We start from the raw sequence: 18,513 nt of genomic DNA, 5'->3' as shown, positions 1-18,513 counted from the left end.
TTGGGGGACAAGGGCGCGCCCCAGAGGCCGCCGCCCCTGGCACTGCCGGACCCCCGCCTTGATGCCCGAATCCTCATCGCCGTCCCCCGTCCCCCCGCCGCCCCGGCGGAGGGAACACCCGTTTCCGCCCCCGCGGCCGCCCCGCAGGAGATCGAGCTGAAGCTGGCGGTCGATCCCAGGCACCTGGCCCGGTTGAAGACGGCGCCCCTGCTGGCCGGCCCGCGCGCCGTCACCAAGACCCTGCGCAACACCTATTTCGACACGCCGGAGGGCGATCTCGCCGCCCGGGGCGTCAGCCTGCGCCTGCGCCACTCGGGCGCTAAGGTGCTGCAGACCCTGAAGGGGCCATCGGCCGGGGGAGGCATGGCCATGGCCCGGTCGGAATGGGAAATCCCGGCGCCGGACGGGCACCTGGTGCCCCAGGCCTTCACCGACCCCGCCGCCCAGGCCCTGCTGGAGGGCACCGACCTGCGCCGCCTGGGCCCCGTCTTCAGCAATGAGGTCAAGCGCTGGACCCGCACCCTGCCCCTGGCCGCCGGGCTGGCGGTGGACGTGGCGGTGGACCAGGGTGTCACCCACGCCGCCGATGGGCGGGAAGAGCCGATCGCGGAGCTGGAGCTGGAACTGGCCGCGGGCCAGGACCGTCGCGTGCTCTATGACCTGGCGCTGGCCCTGCACCGCGTTGTGCCCCTGCGCCTGGAGTTGCGCACCAAGGCGGAGCGCGGCTACGCCCTGGCGCGGGGGAAGGGGGGGCGCCCAAGGCCGTGAAGGCCGGCCCCCTGAACTTCCACCCCGACGACACGGTGGAGGCGGCGCTGGCCGGCGTGGCCCGCGCCTGCCTGCAGCATATGGCGGCGAACGAGGCGGCGGTGCTGGCCGGCGACCCGTCGGGCGTGCACCAGTTGCGGGTGGCGGTGCGGCGCCTGCGCTCCGCCCTCACCCTGTTCAAGGCCATCCTGCCCGAGGCCCAGGCGGCCACGCTGAAGGCGGCGCTGAAGGGCCTGGCCGACGCCGTGGGGCCCGCCCGCTCCTGGGATGTGTTCCTGGAGGATCTGCTGGCGCCGGTCGCCGCCGCGATGCCGGAGCAGGAAAGTCTGCAGGCCCTGGCCGTGGCGGCGCAGGGTGCCCGGGGCCGGGGGCATGCCGCGGCCCGGGCCGCCGTGTCCGGCCCGGGCTATACCGAACTGCTGCTGACCCTGGGCCGCTGGGTGGACGGGCGCTGCTGGCGCGACGACGCCCCGGCCGATCGCTTGGCTTGGCTGGGCCAGCCCTTGCTGCCCTTCGCCGACGCCGTGCTGACCCGCCAGCGCCATCGCGCCGCCAAACGCGGCCGCCACTTCGCCCGGCTGGACGCGCCCGCCCGGCACGGCCTGCGCATCGCCATGAAGAAGCTGCGCTACGCCGTGGACTTCTTCCGCGAGCTGTACCCGCAGAAGGCGGTGCGCAAGTACCTGGAACGGCTGTCCGGCCTGCAGGACGGGCTGGGCCACCTGAACGACGTCGCCACCATGGACGCGTTGATCCGGGAGTTGCGGACCGACTTGGCCGCCGCCAAGGACGTGAGCCCCGCCGGTTGGGCCATGGGCGCCGGCCTGGTGCTGGGCTGGCACGCCGCCCACATGGCGGTGGGCGAGGACGCGCTCTGCCGCGCGGTGGAGGACTTCGTGGACGCCGAGCCCTTCTGGACGCCGACCGGCCATTGGCCGCACCCGCCCTCCTGATCCCTTATCGCTTTATCGTCAAGGAACTGGCACCCCATGCTTTCCATCCTCGTGGCCAACATCAAGGGCGGCGTCGGCAAGACCACGGTCGCCACCCACCTGGCCGCCGCCTTCGCCGCCGATGGCCGTCAAACCGTGCTGGCCGATGTGGACCGGCAGAAGTCGTCGTTGGGCTGGCTGGCCCGTCGGCCGGTGACCGCCCCAGTCATCGCGGCCTTGGACTGGACGAAGGAGATCGACAGCGTGCCCAAGGGGGCCGAGGTGCTGGTCATCGACGCGCCCGCCGCCCTGAAGCCCAAGGAGGTGGAGCAGCTGGTGGCCGAGGCCGACGTGATCGTGCTGCCCCTGTTGCCCGGCGCCTTCGACGAGCAGGCGACGGAGCGCTTCCTGAGGAAGCTGGACGAGCTGAAGCCCATCCGCAAAAGCCGCAAGGCCGTGGCGGTGGTGGGCAACCGCGTGCGCGCCCGCACCCGCGCCGCCGACCGGCTGGACACCTTCCTGGGCACCGTGGGCCACCGCGTGGTGACCCGCCTGCGCGACAGCCAGGCCTACCCGGACGCCGCCGCCGCCGGCCTCAGCCTGTTCGACCAGAAGGCCAAGCGCCTGGCCGACCTGCGCCAGGACTGGGCTCCGCTGATCGCCTTTATTGAGGACCCGAGCTGAGGGCGGGGGCGTCGTGCTCCCACTAGCAGTTCCACCCGCGTGCTGAATTCCTGCCCCTCGCGCATCAACGGGTGTTCCGACAGCCCTACCGTGGCGTAGGAGGTCACGCCCTTCTGTGGGCGATCCACCGCCTGCAGGACGTAGATGTCGCTCTGATGGTTGTCGTCCCACAGGTGCGTGACCGGCGACGTCTCGAGGCCGAAAGCGGAAGCCATGAGTTGGGCGATGGTTTTCGCTGTGGTTGAGACCTGGCTCAAGTCCGGCCTTATGAAACCTGCTGGGCCTGGGCGATCCGCTGGCGATAGTTTTCAAAGACCGTCCGAATGAATTTCCCCGTCCGCCGGTCGGTGGACGCTGTCACAAGGGTCAGCGGGCAAGACGCCGTCCGCTGTTCCTGCATGCCCGACAACTGGGGAAGGCCGTAGAACGCATTCTTCTTATCGGAAAAATCGATGATCCATTTCCCGCCGAAGTGCTTGCGGAATACCTGGCCGACATAGCGCGCCATGCCATCGACGGTCTTGGCTTCGCTTTGCTTTTTGATGTCGTCGATCGTGGGGTACCTGTCCAGGATGTACTCCTCGATCACGTTCAGCGATTCGGGCGAATAGTCCAGCCGCGTAGCGACCTGCGTGGGGACGGACTGAAGGAAGCGGTCGATCGCATCACTCATATCCATCAGCCAGAACTGGAACTGATCGTGTTCTGTCGTCATTTTCCTAATTTCCGCCGGTGTATTTTATGCCCGCGTCAGTGAGGGCGTCCTTTAAGGGCTGTGATGCCTTGTCACGGAATACCCATTGAATATCCCAACCTTCATCCGCCAGGGATTTGTCGCGGGCGACTTCCCACAAATTGTCCTGCGTGGCGGTTTGATACCCCGTTTTGTATTCAATGCCGCGCTGGGCGGCAACGTCGGCAATGTCCAAGCGGCGTGGGTATTCGACACCGTCAACGACTGACGGAACCGTGACTTCGCGTTCCCCCCAGCCGAGGGTCTTATGATATGCGTCCACCGCCGCGTTGGCGGCGGATGCGCGCGTCATGTTCGCATCATAGACATTGGACCAGCGGTCGTAATTCCAAGTCCCGCCGTTGTCCTGATACTCCTGCCAGCGTTGAGCCTTGTGCGTGTCGCTGCCAGCGGTGAGTTTGGCCTTGGGCGGCTCCGGCGGCGGCTCAACCGGCTTCACTGGCGGGTCCGGCGGCGGTGGCGGTGGTTCTTCCTCGACCACCGGCGGGCGCTTGCCGCCGGAGGCCGGCTTCACCTTGGCGATGAGGGCGATCAGGGCGTTGATGGTCAGCACGGTCAGGCCGGCGGCGGTGCGTTTCGCGGCCTCGTCCAGGTCGTGCTCGGTCTTGGCGGTGGCGGCCATGGCCACGCCGTGGCCCAGGTCGTTCAGGCCGCCGAACACCGACCAGCCCACCATGGCATAGCCCACGCCCAGCAGGACGACGTCGATGGCCTCGCCATAGCCGGCGGCGTGGCCCACCGCCCAGGCGGCCAGGAAACCCGCCAGCCAGTACAGCGTCTCCAGCGTGAACAGGCTTCTCGCCGCCTGCTGCATGTCGCGTGGCAGGTAGGGGATGCTGCGGCGGAGCATGCCCACCACGCGTTCGATCATCGACCATTGCGCCGGCTGGCCCGGCGGGTCGCCGTCCTGCTGGCCATACCCGCCGGGGTGGGGCGGGGGAGTGGTGGGCGGGGATATGGGCGGCGTGGCGTGGGGGATGAGATAGGCGCTGAGGCTGCCGTTGGCGAAGTCGGCCATGACCCGGCCCATCAACTGCCCGGTGCCGCAGCGATGGTCCACGCCGTCCACCACCAGGCGCAGCCGCTGGCGCCCGAACTCATCCAGGCCGTTCAGGGCCTGGATGACGCGGTTGTCCTGCCAGGGGCGGAAGGGCACGGTGATGGCATAGCGGCGCATGCCGGCGGGTACGGCCAGGGTGGGGCCGATCAGCAGCCGGCCTTCAGGGATGGCGGCCTCGACCCAGCCACGCATGGCTTGGCCGGGCGCCGCCGCGAAGGGCGCGTGACTGGAGAAACTGTCAGGCACCGCCCCTCCCGCCTCTGGTTCAGCCGGTTACGGCGGATGAACTAAGGCGGCGACGGGGGACGGAAAGGGGCTGGAAGAGGGGGCTTCCCTCAGGGGTAAGCCGCTCGGCATAGTGTCCGGCGGCGCACCGGTATCCTCAGTATACGCTGGTCCAGAGCTGATCCTTGGTGGTCAGCATCTTCAGGAACTCCAGGATGGCCCACAGCTGGTCGTCCGTCAGCGGGCTGCCGTCGGCGCGGCGATAGTCGTCGTGGCCACGGTTGCAATTGCCGGGCAGGGTGGTGTCATAGACCCAAGTGCCCGGCGTGCCCACGGCGCTGACATAGCCCACCTGGACGGGATCGAATTCGCGACCGCCCACGGCGAAGGTGTCCGGCCGGGCGGACGACTTCAGCACGCCCCACAGGGTGGGGACGGACCCGTTGTGCAGGTATGGCGCGGTGGCCCAGATGCCGAACAGGGGCCGCGCCTCATAGACCGGCGGTGTCTGGTCGCCGGCCGCCCCGTCGCTGGTGACGCAGGACGTCTTGTGCGCCGGCGGGCCGGCGGGCGGCACGGCCTTGAAGGCTGGACCCATGGCTTGTTCGACATCGTTGACCGAGCCGGTCTTCTGGTCGATGGCCAGCTTGATCAGGCTCAGCGGCGTCAGGCCCAGGTTGGCGTAGTCGTCATGGTTGAGTTTGCCGCCCTTCTGGTTCAGCAGGCCGTCCACCACGCTGCCGATGACGCCGTTGGTCAGGACGCTGACGGCCTGGGCGTCGGCCGGCATGTCGCCCACGCTGACCGATCCGCCATCGCCGAACAGCAGGGCGCGGGTGCCATTCAGCGGCCCGGTCTTCGCCCAGCGCAGGGCGTTGCGGTACACGGTGGGGTCGGTGTCGGTGGGGCGCTGGTCCATCACCGGCCAGACGTCCTGGCTCAGGGCTGCCTTGGTCATGTGGTGGCAGTCGGCGCAGACCTCGTTGAACAGCTGGCGGCCCTGTTCCGCCTTGCCGGCGTCGACGGCGCCGAAGACGGTGGACGGCCAGGCGGGCGGCGCCAGCTGGGTGATGGCCCATTCCAGCTTCATCAGGCCCGGAACGCTGATGGAGGTGTCGTAGAAGGGGATATGCGGAAACAGCTTGGAGGCGAAGCGCCGCCGGTCGCCCGGGCAGCTTTGCCCCGCGATGTCCTTGCCGGCGACGCAGACGTCCAGCGCGCCGAACACGCCCAGCACCTCTCCCGTGTTGCGGGCCAGGGCCTTGATGTAGTTGCCGTTCGGGGCGGACAGGTTCCACTGCACCGCGTCCTGCTGGTGGGCGTTCCACAGGAAGGGATAACTGACTGGGGCATGGGCCGGCAGCACGTTGGACGGCACGCGGAAGTCCAGGCCGGTGAGGCGGTTGAAGATCATGCTGAAGGCGTCCAGCCGCGCCGGACCCCAGGCCTGCCCGTCCAGGGCGGCGCTGAAGAACGCCCCCCAGGCGGTGGAGAAGGCGGCCAGGCCGGCTTTCAGCGCGGCCTTGTCGCCACCAACGCGGGCGGCGAAGCGGTTGAACTTGGCCGGGTCCGACACCGTGTCGGCCAGGGCGGCCGACAGCTCCACCAGAAAGCCCTGGAAGTCGGCGTCGGCCGGGCCGCCATCCACACGCAGGGCCGTGCCCTTGTAGGTGATCTGCCCGGTGTGGCAGGCGGCGCAGGTCATGCCGATGGAGGTGGGGCCGGTGCCCCGGTCCAGGGCGAAGCCCACGGGCAGGCCTTCGGGGTTCTGCGCTGAGACTTCGTTGGGCAGGTAGTTGAAGCGCGCCAGCCGGTCGGCGAAGAACAGCTCGGTCGAGGCCGGGCGTTCCAGCGCCTTGAACCAGCCGTACGGCATCAACTGCGAGCCTTGGCTGGTGGTGTAGAAGCCTTGGCGCACCGATTGCGGCCAGTTCTGGTCCAGCAGGCGCACCACCTCGGGCGCCTGCGCCGTGGGGGAGGGGGCGGGCGTGGCCGCCCGTGCCGGGGGCGCCCCGGCATGGCCGGCCGCCAGTAAACCCAGGCCGGCCAAGGCCGCCGCCATGCGCCGCCGCGTGCTGAAAACCCGCATGACATCTTCCCCCAATCGCCGCCGTCGCGCTTTGTCCCCCGCCCGTGCCTTTGCACTGTGTCGTACGGAATGGCAAGGGGTTTCTTCAACCATTCGTACGCATGGGCCGCGTCGCATGCGGTCCCGCGCACAGCCGGCGTGCCGGATGTCCGCTGGACGCGGGAGCACATCCTTGCCAGAAAGGCGGGTAAAAGCCGGGGAAGACTGGTCACCCGCCTAACCATTGGGAGAGAAGCATGCAGGTTCAAGGTGTTGCCGCCATCATCACCGGCGGCGGTTCGGGTCTGGGCGCCGCCACGGCGCGCCGTCTGGCGGCCGAGGGCGCCAAGGTGGCCCTGCTGGACGTGAACCTGGCCGCGGCCGAGGCGGTCGCCGCCGAGATCGGCGGCCTGGCGCTCAGCTGCGACGTCACCAGCGCCGACAGCGCCACCGCCGCCATCGCCGCCGCGCGCGAGGCCCATGGCGCCGCCCGCATCGCCGTCAACTGCGCCGGTGTCGCCACCGCCGGCCGCGTGCTGGGCCGTGAAGGCCCGCTGGCTCTGGACGCCTTCCGCAAGGTCATCGAGATCAACCTGATCGGTAGCTTCAACATCCTGCGCCTGGCGGCCGCCGACATGAGCACGCTGGATCCGCTGGAGGATGGCGAGCGCGGCGTGATCATCAACACCGCCTCCGTCGCCGCCTTCGACGGCCAGGTGGGCCAGGCGGCCTACAGCGCGTCCAAGGGCGGCGTGCACGCCATGGCCCTGCCCATCGCCCGTGAACTGGCCCGCGTGGGTGTGCGCGTCATGACCATCGCCCCCGGCATCTTCTGGACCCCCATGGTGGCCGGGTTCACGCAGGAGGTGCAGGACAGTCTGGCGGCTTCCATCCCCTTCCCCAAGCGCCTGGGCAAGCCGGAGGAGTATGCGGAGCTGGCCCTGACCATCTGCCGCAACGTCATGCTGAACGGCGAAACCATCCGCCTGGACGGCGCCGTGCGCATGAACGCGAAGTAAGGGTTCCCAATGGCGGTTGGGGCGTCAGCCCCGCCGCTGGCGGAACGCCTCCAGCGCGTCCTCCATCTCGCGCGCGATGGGGGTGATCAGGGGGTGGGCGGCGTAGGCGGTCCACAAGGCCGCCAGCGCCGGGCGCTTTTCCAGCATGTCCTGCGGCGTGTAGCGGGGCAGGAAGCGCGCCAGGAAGAGCAGCGTGGGGGCCAGGGCGCAGTCGGCCAGGCTCAGCGTGCCCGGCGGCGGTGGGGGCAGGGGGCCCCGGTCAACCACCACCTCCAGCGCGTCCAGGCCCCGGGTCAGTTCCGCCACCCGACCGGCGCTGGCGGTGGCGTCACCCGCCGGGGTCGGTCCCCTTTGCGCCATCAGCGACAGCAGCGGCGGCAGGACGTACAGGTCCAGCAGGCGGGCCACCGTGCGCTGGGCCGCCCGCGCCACTGGCTGGGCCGGCAGCAGCGCCGGTTTGGGGAAGGCCTCCTCCAAAAATTCACAAATGACGGCGGACTCAAGGATGTACGCGCCGTCGGCGTCCAGCACCGGGGTCTTGCCCAGCGGATTGATGGCCTGGAAGGCGGCCGACTTCTGGCCACCCGGCGGATCCACCAGGGGAATTTCCAGGCCCTTGGCGCGGATGGCCAACACGACGCGGGCGGAATAGGGGGACAGGGCGGCGCCGTAAAGTTTCAAGGGCTGTCTCCTCTAACCGTAAAGGTGGATCGCTCATGACGGTCTTGCGGCTGGCGGTCGGCCGGCCTGGACGCTATGGTCGTTGATTATGCCATTGAACGCGTGCCAACCCCTGCCGGATATCGCGGGTTTCATCCGTGCCGATGAATTGCCCGACGGTCCCATCGCCCACGCCTACGCGTGGTGGCGGGGGCTGGGGGGCGGCGCCGTGCCGCCGCCGTCGGCCGCCCTGGACCTGGCGGCGGTGCCGGACAGTTTCCTGCCCCACCTGGCGGTGACGACGGCCTTCCGCGCCGACGGCCGGGTGCGGGTGGTGTTCTGCGGCTCCCTCTCCGCCTTGGCCGCCGGCAGCGACCCCACCGGCCGCTATTTCGACGAGTTCTATCCGCCCGAGATGCTGGAGGCGGCGCTGGGCTTCCAGGCGGCCATCGCGCGCGACGCCCAGCCCATCTTCGGCCAGGACCAGGTGGGCACGGATGAGGGCGTTATGTACCATGTGCCCCGTATCGGCCTGCCCTTCCAGGGCACCGACGGCAGCCTGGACCGGCTGGCCATCGTCATGCACTACCAGCCGACGCCGGAGAACTTCAAGGTGCGGCTGCGGGTGTTCCAGGACCGCGCCCGGCTGCTGCGCCGCGAACTGCGGCTGGTGGCGCTTTAAGGCCACACTGACCGAAGGAAGCGTGCGGTCGCGGCATTCGAACGTTGCGCGGAGCGCACCCCCGGCGCGATAATAATTACCCGGGCCGCCCCGATGCCGGGAGCCGCCGCGCCGTCCGTCGAAGGATGTTTTCCCGTGTCTGAGGCACCCCATACCCGGCCCCCCGTCCCGTTGCCAGGGGAGGGCCGCGTACCCTCGCGCCGGCATCTGCTGGCGGGGGGCTGGGCGCGCTGGCGGCGGCCGGCCTGGGCTGGGGCGGCGGTGGCCGGGGTGGCCACGCCGAGTCCATCCGCTTCCTGACCATCGGCACCGGCACGGCCGGTGGCACCTATTTCCCCATCGGCGGCATCCTGGCCAACGCCATCAGCAACCCGCCGGGCAGCCCCGGCTGCGACCGGGGCGGCAGCTGCGGCGTGCCCGGCATGATCGCCGTGGCGCAGACCACCTCGGGCGCCGTGGAGAATGTGGAGGCCCTGCGCGCCGGGCGGTATGAGACGGGACTGGTGCAGGCCGACATCGGCTTCCTGGCCTACAAGGGCAAGGGCCCCTACGCCGGCAAGCCGCCTTTCACGGAGTTGCGGGCCCTGGCCAACCTGTACAGCGAGACGGTGCACCTGGTGGTGCGGGGCGACAGCCCCATCAAGACGGTGAACGACCTGAAAGGCCGGCGCGTGGCGCTGGGCGAAAAGGGCTCCGGCACCTTGCCCACCGCGCTGCTGATCCTGCAGGCGCACGACCTGTCGGAAAAGACGGTGCAGCCTTTCTACCTCAACCCCGGCACGGCGGGGGACCGCCTGGCCTCGGGCCAGCTGGACGCCTTCTTCATCATTGGTGGCTATCCCCTGCCGGCGGTGGCCGACGTCGCGGCGCGCCTGCCCGTGCGCCTCATCTCCATCATCGATGCCCGCCTGCCCCGCCTCAGCCCCGGCCTGCCCCTGTTCACCGAAACCATGATCGGCGGCGACGGCGCCTATGTCGGCGTGCCGGAGACCAAGACCCTGGGCGTGGGCGCCCAGTGGCTGGCCACCACCGCCCTGCCGGACGAGCTGGCCTACGGCATCGTCAAGGCGCTGTGGCACCCCAACACCCACCGCCTGCTGGTGGCCGGCCACCCCCGGGGTGAAAGCATCCGGAAAGAGGCCGCCCTGACTGGCTTGGCCGTGCCCCTGCACCCCGGTGCCGCGCGCTATTACCGGGAACAGGGGTTCGACGTCACCTTGGCCACCTCAGGATAAGGCGGCGGCATGTCCCGTGCCGCCGCGGGCCGCGCCAGACGACCGACGGAAAGCAAGTCAGTCCAGCAGCATGTCCAGCACCAGCGTTTCCTTCGCGGCATCCCCGCGCCAGTCCCTCATGGCGGGCAGGCCCTCAATGGTGGCGACATAGGCCTGGGACGCCTCGGTCAGCGGCACCTTCCAGGTCTGGAGGCGGGTCGCCACGGGCGCGTACATGGCGTCGGCGATGGTGAAGGCGCCGAACAGGAAGGGGCCGCCGTGGCGGGCCAGGCAATCCGCCCACAGGGCCTGGATGCGGGTGATGTCGCCGGCGGCCTTGGCCACGCGCTCCGGCCGGTCGATGGTGCGGGCCAGGTCCATGAACAGGTTGCGGCGCAGATCCATGAAGCCGGAGTGCATCTCCGCGCTGACCGACCGCGCGTGGGCGCGGATGGCGCTGTCCTGGGGCCATAGCCAGGCCTGGGGCGCCAGTTCGGCCGCGTATTCGCAGATGGCCAGGCTATCCCACACGGTGATCTCGCCACCGGCGGTCCGGTGGACCAGGGCCGGCACCTTGCCCGCCGGGCTGTGCGCCAGCATGCGCGCCTTGCTGTCCGGCTGGCGCAGGGGGATCACCACCTCGTCAAACGCCAGGCCCGCATGGCGCAGCGCCAGGTAGGGGCGCAGCGACCAGGAGGAGTAGGTCTTGCTGCCCAGGATCAGGGTGAGGTCGGCGGACATGGGGCTGGTCCCTCGGGATCGGTGGCGACGGGCGGGTGAGGGTAGCGGCGGATGTCTCTTCGCGCCAGCGGTGTCACCGCCGGTGTGACGCCGCCGCGTTTGAAACCGTGGCCGGGATGTGGAACCCTGCGGGCCTGACTTTCCGAAGCCGAAAGGGTTTCCCCCGTGCTGTCCTGCTTCCTGGCCCAGAAGGCCGCCGACACCGTCACCCTGATCCCCGTGCGCAAGGACGGGTTGGACGCCTGGCTGGAAACAGCCCCGGCCGCCACCGCCGCCTGGGTGCGCAGCGTCGGCTTCACGGCCGAGCCTGGCACGACATCCCTGCTGCCGTCCGCCGACGGGCAGTTGGACCGGGTGCTGGTGGGTGTGGGCGACACGCTGGACCTGTGGAGCTTCGCGGGCCTGCCCACGACGCTGCCCGTGGGCCCTAAAACGCCCAAGGGCGGCGGCGCCAGCTACGCCCTGGACGACAGCCTGACGGCGGAGCAGGCGACGGCCGCTGCCACCGGCTGGGCGTTGGCCAGCTATCGCTTCACCCGCTACCGCAAGGCGACGAAGGACCTGCCGCGCCTGGTGCTGCCGGCCGGTGCCGACGCCCATGCCGTGGATAGCATGGCCCGCGCCGTCTACCTGGTGCGCGACCTGATCAACACCCCGGCGGAGGACATGGGCCCGGCCGACCTGGCCGCCGCCGCCCGGGAATTGGGGGCGGAGTTCGGCGCCGACGTCTCCGTCATCGTGGGCGATGACCTGCTGGCCGCCAACTACCCCACCGTCCACGCCGTGGGCCGGGCGGCGGACAAGAAGCCCCATTTCATTGACCTCACCTGGGGCGACGCCGCCAACCCGCTGGTCTGCCTGGTGGGCAAGGGCGTGTGCTTCGACAGCGGCGGGCTGGACATCAAGGCGGCGGGCGGCATGCTGCTGATGAAGAAGGACATGGGCGGCGCCGCCCATGTGCTGGGCCTGGCCCGCCTGGTCATGGCGGCCAAGCTGCCGGTGCGCCTGCGCGTGCTGGTGCCAGCGGTGGAGAACGCCATCTCCGGCAACGCCTTCCGCCCCATGGACATCATCACCACGCGCAAGGGCCTGACGGTGGAGATCGGCAACACCGACGCCGAGGGCCGCCTGATCTTGTGCGACGCCCTGGCCGAGGCCGACAGCGCCAAGCCCGCCCTGATCCTGGACTTCGCCACCCTGACCGGCGCCGCCCGCGTCGCGCTGGGCACCGACCTGCCGGCCCTGTTCGCCAACGACGACCAACTGGCCGACGACATCCTGGCGGGGGCCAAGGAGACGGGCGACCCGCTATGGCGCATGCCGCTGTGGCAGGGCTATGCCAAGCAGCTGGACAGCAAGATCGCCGACCTGAACAACGCGCCGGGCGGCGGCTACGGCGGCGCCATCACGGCGGCGCTGTACCTGGAGCGTTTCATCACCAAGGGCACGCCTTGGGCCCACATCGACCTGATGGCCTGGAACGCCAGCGCCAAACCCGGCCGGCCCGAGGGAGGCGAGGCCATGGGGCTGCGCGCCACCTTCGCCATGCTGAGCCGCCGGTACCCGCCGAAGGCCTGAAGATCCCACCGGCGCTTCCCTGGCCATTCCGGGAAGCGCCAGCGTGGATAAAAAATAACTATGTAGCCTCCAGGTACCCCCAATGGGGTGGCAGGCCCTTGCCGCTGCGCGGGACTTTGGGCACACTCCCGACAGTTGCGGCTGGCCGATACGCTGTCGGAATGACGGCAGGGCCGGAACAACGGGCGGGCCGGATAAACGTTTCCGGGTGCGGGGGGCATCATGTCGCGTAATCTCGAAGCCCTGGAACTCTGGCGCGGCGCGCTGGTGGCCAGCGTGCGGGCCGCCAGCCCGGACCTCTCGGCCCGCCAGCTGGCCCTGTTGCTCACCGTCTACATGACACCGCCGCCCCACACGGTGCGCGGCTTGGCGGCGACGCTGAACGTCTCCAAGCCCGCCATCACCCGCGCCCTGGACCGGCTGGGCCGCCTGGGCTTCACCAAGCGCAAGCGCGATGCCGAGGACCGGCGCAACGTCCTGGTCCAGCGCACGGTCAAGGGCTCCGTCTTCCTGCATGAGTTCGGGCAGATGGTGATTGACGCGGGCGCCGTGCAGGGCGCATTGGACGGGGCGCGCGTCGCGGCACCCCGGCCCGCCGTCGCGACGCCCGTTACTCCCCCGCCAGCTTCGGAGCCGGTTTCCGCACCGGTATGATGTGAGATGTCCAGCAAAGCGAAGACCACGCCGGTTCTAGACCCGCGCGTGAACCCTTACCGTTCCGACCTCGCCTCCGCCCATCTCTACGGCAAGGTCACGGCCGAGCGCTACGTTGACGGTGTGCCCTGCCAGGTGCGCGCCGGCTACGTCAGCCTGAAGGAAGAGCCGACCTTCACCGCCCGCCAGTCCAGCCAGCTGCTGTTCGGCGAGGTCTTCACGGTGTTCGAGGAGAAGGACGGCTGGGTCTGGGGCCAGAACGCCACCGACGGCTATGTCGGCTACCTGCAATTGGAAGCGCTGGATGACGAGTTGGCGGAGCCGACGCACAAGCTGACGGCGCTGCGCAGCTTCTTCCATCCCGAGCCGGACCTGAAGACCCCGCCGCTGGACATGATCAGCCTGGGCGCGCCCCTGTGCGTGGTGGAAGAGGCCAACGGCTTCGCCGGCGTGGCCGGCGGCGGCTGGGTGCCCCTGGTGCATGTGGCGGAGATCGGCGCCGTGAAGGCCGACCCGGTGGACACCGCCCTGCGCCTGCTGGGCACGCCCTATCTGTGGGGCGGGCGCACCAGCGTGGGCATCGACTGTTCCGGCCTGATCCAGTTGGCGCTGGACGCCGCCGGCCTGCCGTGCCCGCGCGACAGCGACCAGCAGCAGGCGGCCCTGGGCACGCTGGTTTCGGCCGACGGTGTTGGCCACGCCTACCAGCGCGGCGATCTGGTGTTCTTCCCCGGCCATGTTGGCATCATGGCGGATGAAACCCACCTGGTGCACGCCAACGCCCATCACATGGCCACGGTGCGCGAACCCCTGGCCGACGTCGTGGCGCGGGCGTCGGCGGGCAAGGGCGTCGGCGCGGTGAAGCGGCTAGGGTGAGGGCGCCCTGCGTCGTGGATGAACATTCAGATGTATTTCAACCTGACATAGTGTGTTGAATAGTTAGGTATGGGAAACGTTCTGGCCGCGACATATGTTGTGGCGAACGGAGATTCCCATGCTTTCACCCCACTTCCGCGCGTTGATGGATACCGTGCCCGATGGCGTGATCGTCATCGACGGCCAGGGCACGATCCAATCCTTCAACTCCGCCTGCGAACGCCTGTTTGGCTGGACGGCGGCGGAGGTGATCGGCCGTAACGTCAAGGTGCTGATGCCCGCCCCTTATCAGGACGAGCATGACCAGTATCTGGCCCGCTATCATGCCACCGGGGAGAAGCGGATCATCGGTATCGGCCGCGAGGTGACGGGCCTGCGCCGGGACGGGACCACCTTCCCCATGGAACTGTCGGTGGGCGAGGCGCAGCAGGATGGCCCGCCCGCCTATATCGGCATCATCCGCGACATCAGCGACCGGCGGGCGGCGGAACAGGCCTTGCGCAACCGCGAGGCGCGTCTGGCCTCCATCATCGAGACCATCCCGGACGCCCTCATCGTCATCGACGGCCAGGGGTTGATCCGGTCGTTCAGTCCGGCCGCCCAGCGTCTGTTCGGCTATGCCGAGCCGGAGGTGGCGGGGCGGAACATCAGCATGCTGATGCCCTCGCCCTATCGTGAGCAGCACGACCAATACATCGCCCGCCATCTCGCGACGGGGGAGAAGCGGATCATAGGCGTCGGCCGCATCGTCTCCGGCCAGCGCCGCGACGGATCGGTGTTCCCCATGGAACTGGCGGTTGGGGCCGTGGACCTGGAGGGGGAGCGCCTGTTCACCGGCTTCATCCATGACCTGACGGAACACCAGGCGGTGGAGCGCCGGCTGCAACAGTTGCAGGCGGAGTTGCTGCATGTCAGCCGGGTCAGCGTCATGGGCCAGTTGGCGTCGGCCCTGGCGCATGAATTGAACCAGCCGCTGACGGCGGTGGTCAACTACATCAAGGCGTCGCTGCGACTGCTGGAGCGGCCGGAAACCGTGGATATGCCCCTGGCGCGGGAGGCCATGGAAAAGGCGTCGGCGCAGGCGCTGCGGGCCGGGCAGATCATCCGCCGGCTGCGCGACTTCATCGCCAAGGGCGGCACCGATCGGCGCGCGGAAAGCCTGGATGGCCTGATCGAGGAGGCGGCCGCCCTGGCCTTGGTCGGGGCGCGGGAAAGCGGCGTGCGCATGGAATTGCGCCTGCAACGGCAGGATCTGCGCGCCGTCATCGACAAAATCCAAATCCAGCAGGTGCTGCTCAACCTCATCCGCAACGCCGTCGAGGCGATGGACGGCCAGCCGGAACGCATCCTGTCCATCGCGGCGATGCCGGATGGCGCGGGGTTTATGGAGATCGCCGTGGCCGACACCGGCCATGGCTTGGATGACGACACCATGGCCCGGCTGTTCCAGCCCTTCGTGTCCGGCAAGGAACGGGGCATGGGGGTGGGCCTGTCGATCAGCCGGTCCATCGTCGAGGCCCATGGCGGCCGGCTGTGGCCGGAACGTAACGAACAAGGCGGCGCGACCTTCCGCTTCACGCTGCCCCTGCTGTCCGAGGCTGAGAAAGACCATGACGCCTGACCCGGTCATCGCCGTGCTGGATGACGACGCCGCCGTGCGGGATTCGCTACGGCTGCTGCTCATGGCGTCGGGCTACCAGGTCGCGGCCTTCTCCTCGCCCCTGGACTTTCTGGACTCCGACGCGCCGGCGCGTTGCGCCTGCCTGGTGGTGGACGTGCGCATGCCCGATCTGACCGGCCTGGAAGTCCAGGAACGGCTGGTCGCGGCCGGGTCCACCCTTCCGGTCATCATCATGACCGGCCATGGCGACGTTCCCCTGGCGGTGGCCGCGATGAAGGCCGGGGCCGTGGACTTCATCGAAAAGCCGTTCGAGGAGGAGACGCTGCTGGCGTCCATCCAGTCGGCGCTGTCACGGCCCCGCGCCGGAGCCGATGTTCCGCCGCCCTCCCCCGGGGCGCAAGCGGAGGCGCCGTCACCGGAGGCGCTGGCCTGCCTTGGCGCGCTGACGCCACGGGAACTGGACGTGTTGCGGGGCTTGGTCGACGGCAAGCCCAACAAGATCATCGCCTTCGACCTGTCCATCAGTCCGCGCACGGTGGAAATCCACCGCGCCCGGGTCATGGAGAAGATGCGCGCCGGCAGCCTGTCCCACTTGGTGCGACTGGCGCTGGCGGCAGGTATTCGTCCGAACGCGGGTTGATCCGCGTCAAACCCGGCCGGGATACGGGGAAACCCTTATTACTCCTGTAGGCGTCGACACATTAACTTCAAGGGGGCGGCGGGGTTGGCACCGTCGCCGGTGTGACGCCTGTGGGAGATTTGATGTGCCCGACATCGCGGCGGGACGGATCCATGTCGTCGATGATGACGAGTCCGTCCGTGATTCGCTTGAGTTCCTGCTGCGGCTTTATGGCTTCGAGGTCAAGCTCCATGCCTCTTGCCAGGACTTTTCCATGGATTTCGATGGTGGACGGGGATGCCTGCTGCTTGACCAGCACATGCCGGGCATGACGGGTGTCGAATTCGTGGAAGGGCACCGCGCCTTGTTGCGCGACCTGCCCATCCTGATGATGTCCGCGAACATGGAGCCGGAGACGCGCGACCGGGCCATCCGGGCCGGCGTGGCCGGCTTCCTGGACAAGCCTGTCGATACCGGCCGGCTGGTTGATGAACTGCGGCGGCTGCTGGGCGGCCCCGCCTGACGGATCGTGGTTTTGCGCCCATAGGGGGTTTTACGCCTATAGGGGGTTTTACGTAGGTAGAAAACCGAACTCATCAGGTGGAACGCCGGGCGCTAACGTCCTCTCACGGAACGACGACGGGCTGGTTCAGGCCCGACACGAACGGGAGCCCCCCAGATGACGCCATCGCTCGCCACCGCCCCGACCACCACCCGCCACCCCAGCCCGGCCGTCCTCAACGCCATGCCGGCGCCATCGGCCAGCCGGGCCACGCCGGCCGGCCCATTCGCCCCTTGGGGCGACGAGGCTTCCGCCTACAGCCGGGACCAGGTGATCTTCTCGGAAGGCGATACGGCCAGCAGCGTGCGCATCATCACCTCCGGCATGGTCCGCATCCTGCGAATGATGGCCGACGGCCGGCGGCAGATCGTGGGCTTCCTGCAGCCTGGCGACATGCTGGGGCTGGCCCCGGGCGGCACCTATCTCTATTCCGCCGAGGCCGTGACCCCCGTGACCTTGCGGCGCCTGTCCCGTACGCAGTTCGATTCGCTGCTGGAACGGGACCCCGAGCTGCGGCTGCGCCTGCTGGCGGCCACCGCCACCGAACTGCAGGTGGCGCAGGAGCAGATGCTGCTGTTGGGCCGCAAGACCGCGCCGGAGCGGCTGGCCAGCTTCCTGTTGCGCCAGGCCCGCCGCGTGACGCCCGAGCCTGAGGACCATTGCCGCATCTCGCTGCCCATGACCCGCACCGACATCGCGGATTTCCTGGGGCTGACCATGGAAACCGTCTCGCGGGCTTTCACCAAGCTGAAGACCACCCATCTCATCCGGCTGTTGCCCGACCAGATGGTGGAACTGGTGAACGTCGAGATCCTGATCGACTTGTCGGAAGGCGGCGGCCGGTCCGGCCTTATTCAATAGCCGCGCTTGCGGTCGACCAGGTTGATCAGCGGCTGGCCGGCGGCCAGCCGCCTCAGCCCGCCCACCACCTGTTCCACCGCCGTGCGCGCCTGGGTGATGGCGGCGACGTGGGGGGTGATGGTCACCTTGGGGTGCGTCCAGAAGGGGTGCTCGGCCGGCAGCGGCTCGGTGCGGAAGACGTCCAGGGTGGCGCCCGCCAGATGGCCGCTGTCCAGGGCCGTCAGCAGATCCTCCTCCACCAGATGGCGCCCCCGGGCCGCATTGATGACCACGGCACCCCGGGGCAACTGGGCGAACAGGCCCGAGTCCAGAATGTTCTCCGTGTCCGGCGTCAGGGGCAGCAGGCAGACCAGGATGTCCGTGCGCGCCAGGAAGGGCGCCAGGCCCTCGGCCCCGTGATATGTCGCGACGCCGTCCAGGTGCTTGGGTGAGCGGCTCCAGCCGGCCACGTCGAAGCGCAACGCCTTCAGGGCTTGGGCGGCATCACTGCCCAGGGCGCCCAGGCCCAGGATGCCCACCTTGCGTTCCCGCGCCAGGTGCTGGTGGGTCAGCTGCTTCCATTCGCCCGCCCGCTGCCGCGCCTCGAACAGGGGGGCGTCACGGTGCCAGCGCAGGACATGCAGGCAGACATACTCGGTCATGCCCTCGGTCAAGCCCGGCTCCACCATGCGCACCAGCGGCAGGTCGGGCAGGGTGGGGTCGGCCAGCAGGGCGTCGACCCCGGCGCCCAGCGAGAAGATGACCTTCAGCTTGGGCAGGCTGGCCAGCAGGCCAGCCGGCGGCTTCCACGCCAGGGCGTAGTCGATCTCCGCCGGGTCGCCCATGCCCTCCGGCCACACGCGCACATCCAGCTCAGGCAATTGGGCGTTCAGCTCGTTCACCCAGTCGGCGGCGTGGTCGTGGGCGGAGACGAACAGCAGAGCCATCAAAAAACT

19 protein-coding genes are annotated in these 18,513 nt (G+C 69.3%); 13 read left to right on the top strand and 6 right to left on the bottom strand.

Going from position 1 to position 18,513, the window contains the following annotated elements; genetic code table 11:
- From UAA55_RS28370 to UAA55_RS28360, 3 genes are read left to right on the top strand one after another with little or no spacing between them, the layout of a single operon-like run.
- Positions 1–768, top strand: a complete 768-nt coding sequence (locus UAA55_RS28370; protein ID WP_322957027.1) for a CYTH domain-containing protein — start codon at positions 1–3, stop codon at positions 766–768.
- Entirely contained in the window at positions 765–1,721 is a 957-nt protein-coding gene (locus UAA55_RS28365) for a CHAD domain-containing protein (RefSeq protein WP_322957026.1), read from the top strand. Before UAA55_RS28370 ends, UAA55_RS28365 begins: the two co-directional genes overlap by 4 nt.
- A 36-nt stretch (positions 1,722–1,757) precedes the next feature.
- The gene (locus tag UAA55_RS28360; RefSeq protein WP_145618775.1) at positions 1,758–2,384 is read left to right on the top strand and encodes a ParA family protein; all 627 of its coding nucleotides are present in this window, start codon (positions 1,758–1,760) and stop codon (positions 2,382–2,384) included.
- Between the two features lie 265 nt (positions 2,385–2,649).
- On the opposite strand, the gene UAA55_RS28355 is transcribed toward UAA55_RS28360, so the two are convergent.
- The 3 genes from UAA55_RS28355 to UAA55_RS28345 all read right to left on the bottom strand — a co-directional run bounded on the left by UAA55_RS28355 (position 2,650) and on the right by UAA55_RS28345 (position 6,512).
- A complete protein-coding gene (locus UAA55_RS28355; protein ID WP_322957025.1) occupies positions 2,650–3,099 on the bottom strand; it encodes a hypothetical protein in 450 nt (149 codons plus the stop codon).
- 4 nt (positions 3,100–3,103) lie between these two features.
- Complete coding sequence (locus UAA55_RS28350) at positions 3,104–4,444, bottom strand: hypothetical protein (RefSeq protein ID WP_322957024.1); 1,341 nt, start codon at positions 4,442–4,444, stop codon at positions 3,104–3,106.
- A 136-nt stretch (positions 4,445–4,580) separates the two neighbouring features.
- The gene (locus tag UAA55_RS28345; protein ID WP_322957023.1) at positions 4,581–6,512 is read right to left on the bottom strand and encodes a di-heme-cytochrome C peroxidase; all 1,932 of its coding nucleotides are present in this window, start codon (positions 6,510–6,512) and stop codon (positions 4,581–4,583) included.
- Positions 6,513–6,748: 236 nt separating this feature from the next.
- Between UAA55_RS28345 and UAA55_RS28340 the strand changes: the two genes are divergently transcribed.
- Entirely contained in the window at positions 6,749–7,510 is a 762-nt protein-coding gene (locus tag UAA55_RS28340) for an SDR family NAD(P)-dependent oxidoreductase (RefSeq protein ID WP_322957022.1), read from the top strand.
- Between the two features lie 24 nt (positions 7,511–7,534).
- On the opposite strand, the gene UAA55_RS28335 is transcribed toward UAA55_RS28340, so the two are convergent.
- Complete coding sequence (locus UAA55_RS28335; RefSeq protein WP_322957021.1) at positions 7,535–8,191, bottom strand: glutathione S-transferase family protein; 657 nt, start codon at positions 8,189–8,191, stop codon at positions 7,535–7,537.
- Positions 8,192–8,279: 88 nt separating this feature from the next.
- Here UAA55_RS28335 and UAA55_RS28330 point away from each other — a divergent pair, with 88 nt between their 5' ends.
- A complete protein-coding gene (locus UAA55_RS28330) occupies positions 8,280–8,852 on the top strand; it encodes a hypothetical protein (protein ID WP_322957019.1) in 573 nt (190 codons plus the stop codon).
- A 221-nt stretch (positions 8,853–9,073) separates the two neighbouring features.
- A complete protein-coding gene (locus tag UAA55_RS28325) occupies positions 9,074–10,087 on the top strand; it encodes a TAXI family TRAP transporter solute-binding subunit (RefSeq protein WP_322957776.1) in 1,014 nt (337 codons plus the stop codon).
- A gap of 57 nt (positions 10,088–10,144) precedes the next feature.
- On the opposite strand, the gene UAA55_RS28320 is transcribed toward UAA55_RS28325, so the two are convergent.
- Positions 10,145–10,807: a glutathione S-transferase family protein gene (locus tag UAA55_RS28320; protein ID WP_322957018.1), complete on the bottom strand. Its 663-nt coding sequence runs from the start codon at positions 10,805–10,807 to the stop codon at positions 10,145–10,147.
- Positions 10,808–10,972: 165 nt separating this feature from the next.
- On the opposite strand from UAA55_RS28320, the gene UAA55_RS28315 reads away from it, so the two are divergent.
- The 7 genes from UAA55_RS28315 to UAA55_RS28285 all read left to right on the top strand — a co-directional run bounded on the left by UAA55_RS28315 (position 10,973) and on the right by UAA55_RS28285 (position 17,578).
- On the top strand, positions 10,973–12,385 hold the full coding sequence (locus UAA55_RS28315) for a leucyl aminopeptidase family protein (RefSeq protein ID WP_322957017.1): 1,413 nt from the start codon (positions 10,973–10,975) through the stop codon (positions 12,383–12,385).
- A 222-nt stretch (positions 12,386–12,607) separates the two neighbouring features.
- The gene (locus UAA55_RS28310; protein WP_322957015.1) at positions 12,608–13,039 is read left to right on the top strand and encodes a MarR family transcriptional regulator; all 432 of its coding nucleotides are present in this window, start codon (positions 12,608–12,610) and stop codon (positions 13,037–13,039) included.
- A gap of 6 nt (positions 13,040–13,045) precedes the next feature.
- Positions 13,046–13,915 carry a C40 family peptidase gene (locus UAA55_RS28305; protein ID WP_322957013.1) on the top strand — a complete coding sequence of 290 codons (870 nt, stop codon included), beginning with the start codon at positions 13,046–13,048 and terminating at the stop codon, positions 13,913–13,915.
- A 118-nt stretch (positions 13,916–14,033) separates the two neighbouring features.
- The gene (locus UAA55_RS28300) at positions 14,034–15,536 is read left to right on the top strand and encodes a PAS domain-containing sensor histidine kinase (RefSeq protein ID WP_322957011.1); all 1,503 of its coding nucleotides are present in this window, start codon (positions 14,034–14,036) and stop codon (positions 15,534–15,536) included.
- Positions 15,526–16,176 (top strand): response regulator transcription factor, encoded by a 651-nt coding sequence (locus tag UAA55_RS28295; RefSeq protein ID WP_322957009.1) that lies wholly within the window; start codon positions 15,526–15,528, stop codon positions 16,174–16,176. The genes UAA55_RS28300 and UAA55_RS28295 overlap by 11 nt, the downstream gene beginning before the upstream one ends.
- Positions 16,177–16,300: 124 nt before the next feature.
- Positions 16,301–16,678, top strand: coding sequence for a response regulator transcription factor (locus UAA55_RS28290; protein WP_322957008.1), 378 nt, complete (start codon positions 16,301–16,303; stop codon positions 16,676–16,678).
- Between the two features lie 156 nt (positions 16,679–16,834).
- A complete protein-coding gene (locus UAA55_RS28285) occupies positions 16,835–17,578 on the top strand; it encodes a cyclic nucleotide-binding domain-containing protein (protein WP_322957007.1) in 744 nt (247 codons plus the stop codon).
- Here the strand turns inward: UAA55_RS28285 and UAA55_RS28280 are convergent.
- Positions 17,572–18,504, bottom strand: coding sequence for a 2-hydroxyacid dehydrogenase (locus tag UAA55_RS28280; RefSeq protein ID WP_322957006.1), 933 nt, complete (start codon positions 18,502–18,504; stop codon positions 17,572–17,574). The two genes, UAA55_RS28285 and UAA55_RS28280, sit on opposite strands and share 7 nt — an antisense overlap.
- Positions 18,505–18,513 lie beyond the last annotated feature (9 nt).

This window comes from Nitrospirillum guanabarense (genome assembly GCF_034653355.1).
GTDB lineage: Bacteria > Pseudomonadota > Alphaproteobacteria > Azospirillales > Azospirillaceae > Nitrospirillum.
This window is presented reverse-complemented; position numbering and strand designations above follow the sequence as displayed.

Coding starts and splice junctions, on each gene's coding strand:
- UAA55_RS28360 (WP_145618775.1), top strand. CDS start 1,758: ATGCTTTCCATCCTCGTGGCCAACATCAAGGGCGGCGTCGGCAAGACC.
- UAA55_RS28355 (WP_322957025.1), bottom strand. CDS start 3,099: ATGACGACAGAACACGATCAGTTCCAGTTCTGGCTGATGGATATGAGT.
- UAA55_RS28345 (WP_322957023.1), bottom strand. CDS start 6,512: ATGCGGGTTTTCAGCACGCGGCGGCGCATGGCGGCGGCCTTGGCCGGC.
- UAA55_RS28340 (WP_322957022.1), top strand. CDS start 6,749: ATGCAGGTTCAAGGTGTTGCCGCCATCATCACCGGCGGCGGTTCGGGT.
- UAA55_RS28330 (WP_322957019.1), top strand. CDS start 8,280: ATGCCATTGAACGCGTGCCAACCCCTGCCGGATATCGCGGGTTTCATC.
- UAA55_RS28320 (WP_322957018.1), bottom strand. CDS start 10,807: ATGTCCGCCGACCTCACCCTGATCCTGGGCAGCAAGACCTACTCCTCC.
- UAA55_RS28310 (WP_322957015.1), top strand. CDS start 12,608: ATGTCGCGTAATCTCGAAGCCCTGGAACTCTGGCGCGGCGCGCTGGTG.
- UAA55_RS28305 (WP_322957013.1), top strand. CDS start 13,046: ATGTCCAGCAAAGCGAAGACCACGCCGGTTCTAGACCCGCGCGTGAAC.
- UAA55_RS28300 (WP_322957011.1), top strand. CDS start 14,034: ATGCTTTCACCCCACTTCCGCGCGTTGATGGATACCGTGCCCGATGGC.
- UAA55_RS28295 (WP_322957009.1), top strand. CDS start 15,526: ATGACGCCTGACCCGGTCATCGCCGTGCTGGATGACGACGCCGCCGTG.
- UAA55_RS28285 (WP_322957007.1), top strand. CDS start 16,835: ATGACGCCATCGCTCGCCACCGCCCCGACCACCACCCGCCACCCCAGC.
- UAA55_RS28280 (WP_322957006.1), bottom strand. CDS start 18,504: ATGGCTCTGCTGTTCGTCTCCGCCCACGACCACGCCGCCGACTGGGTG.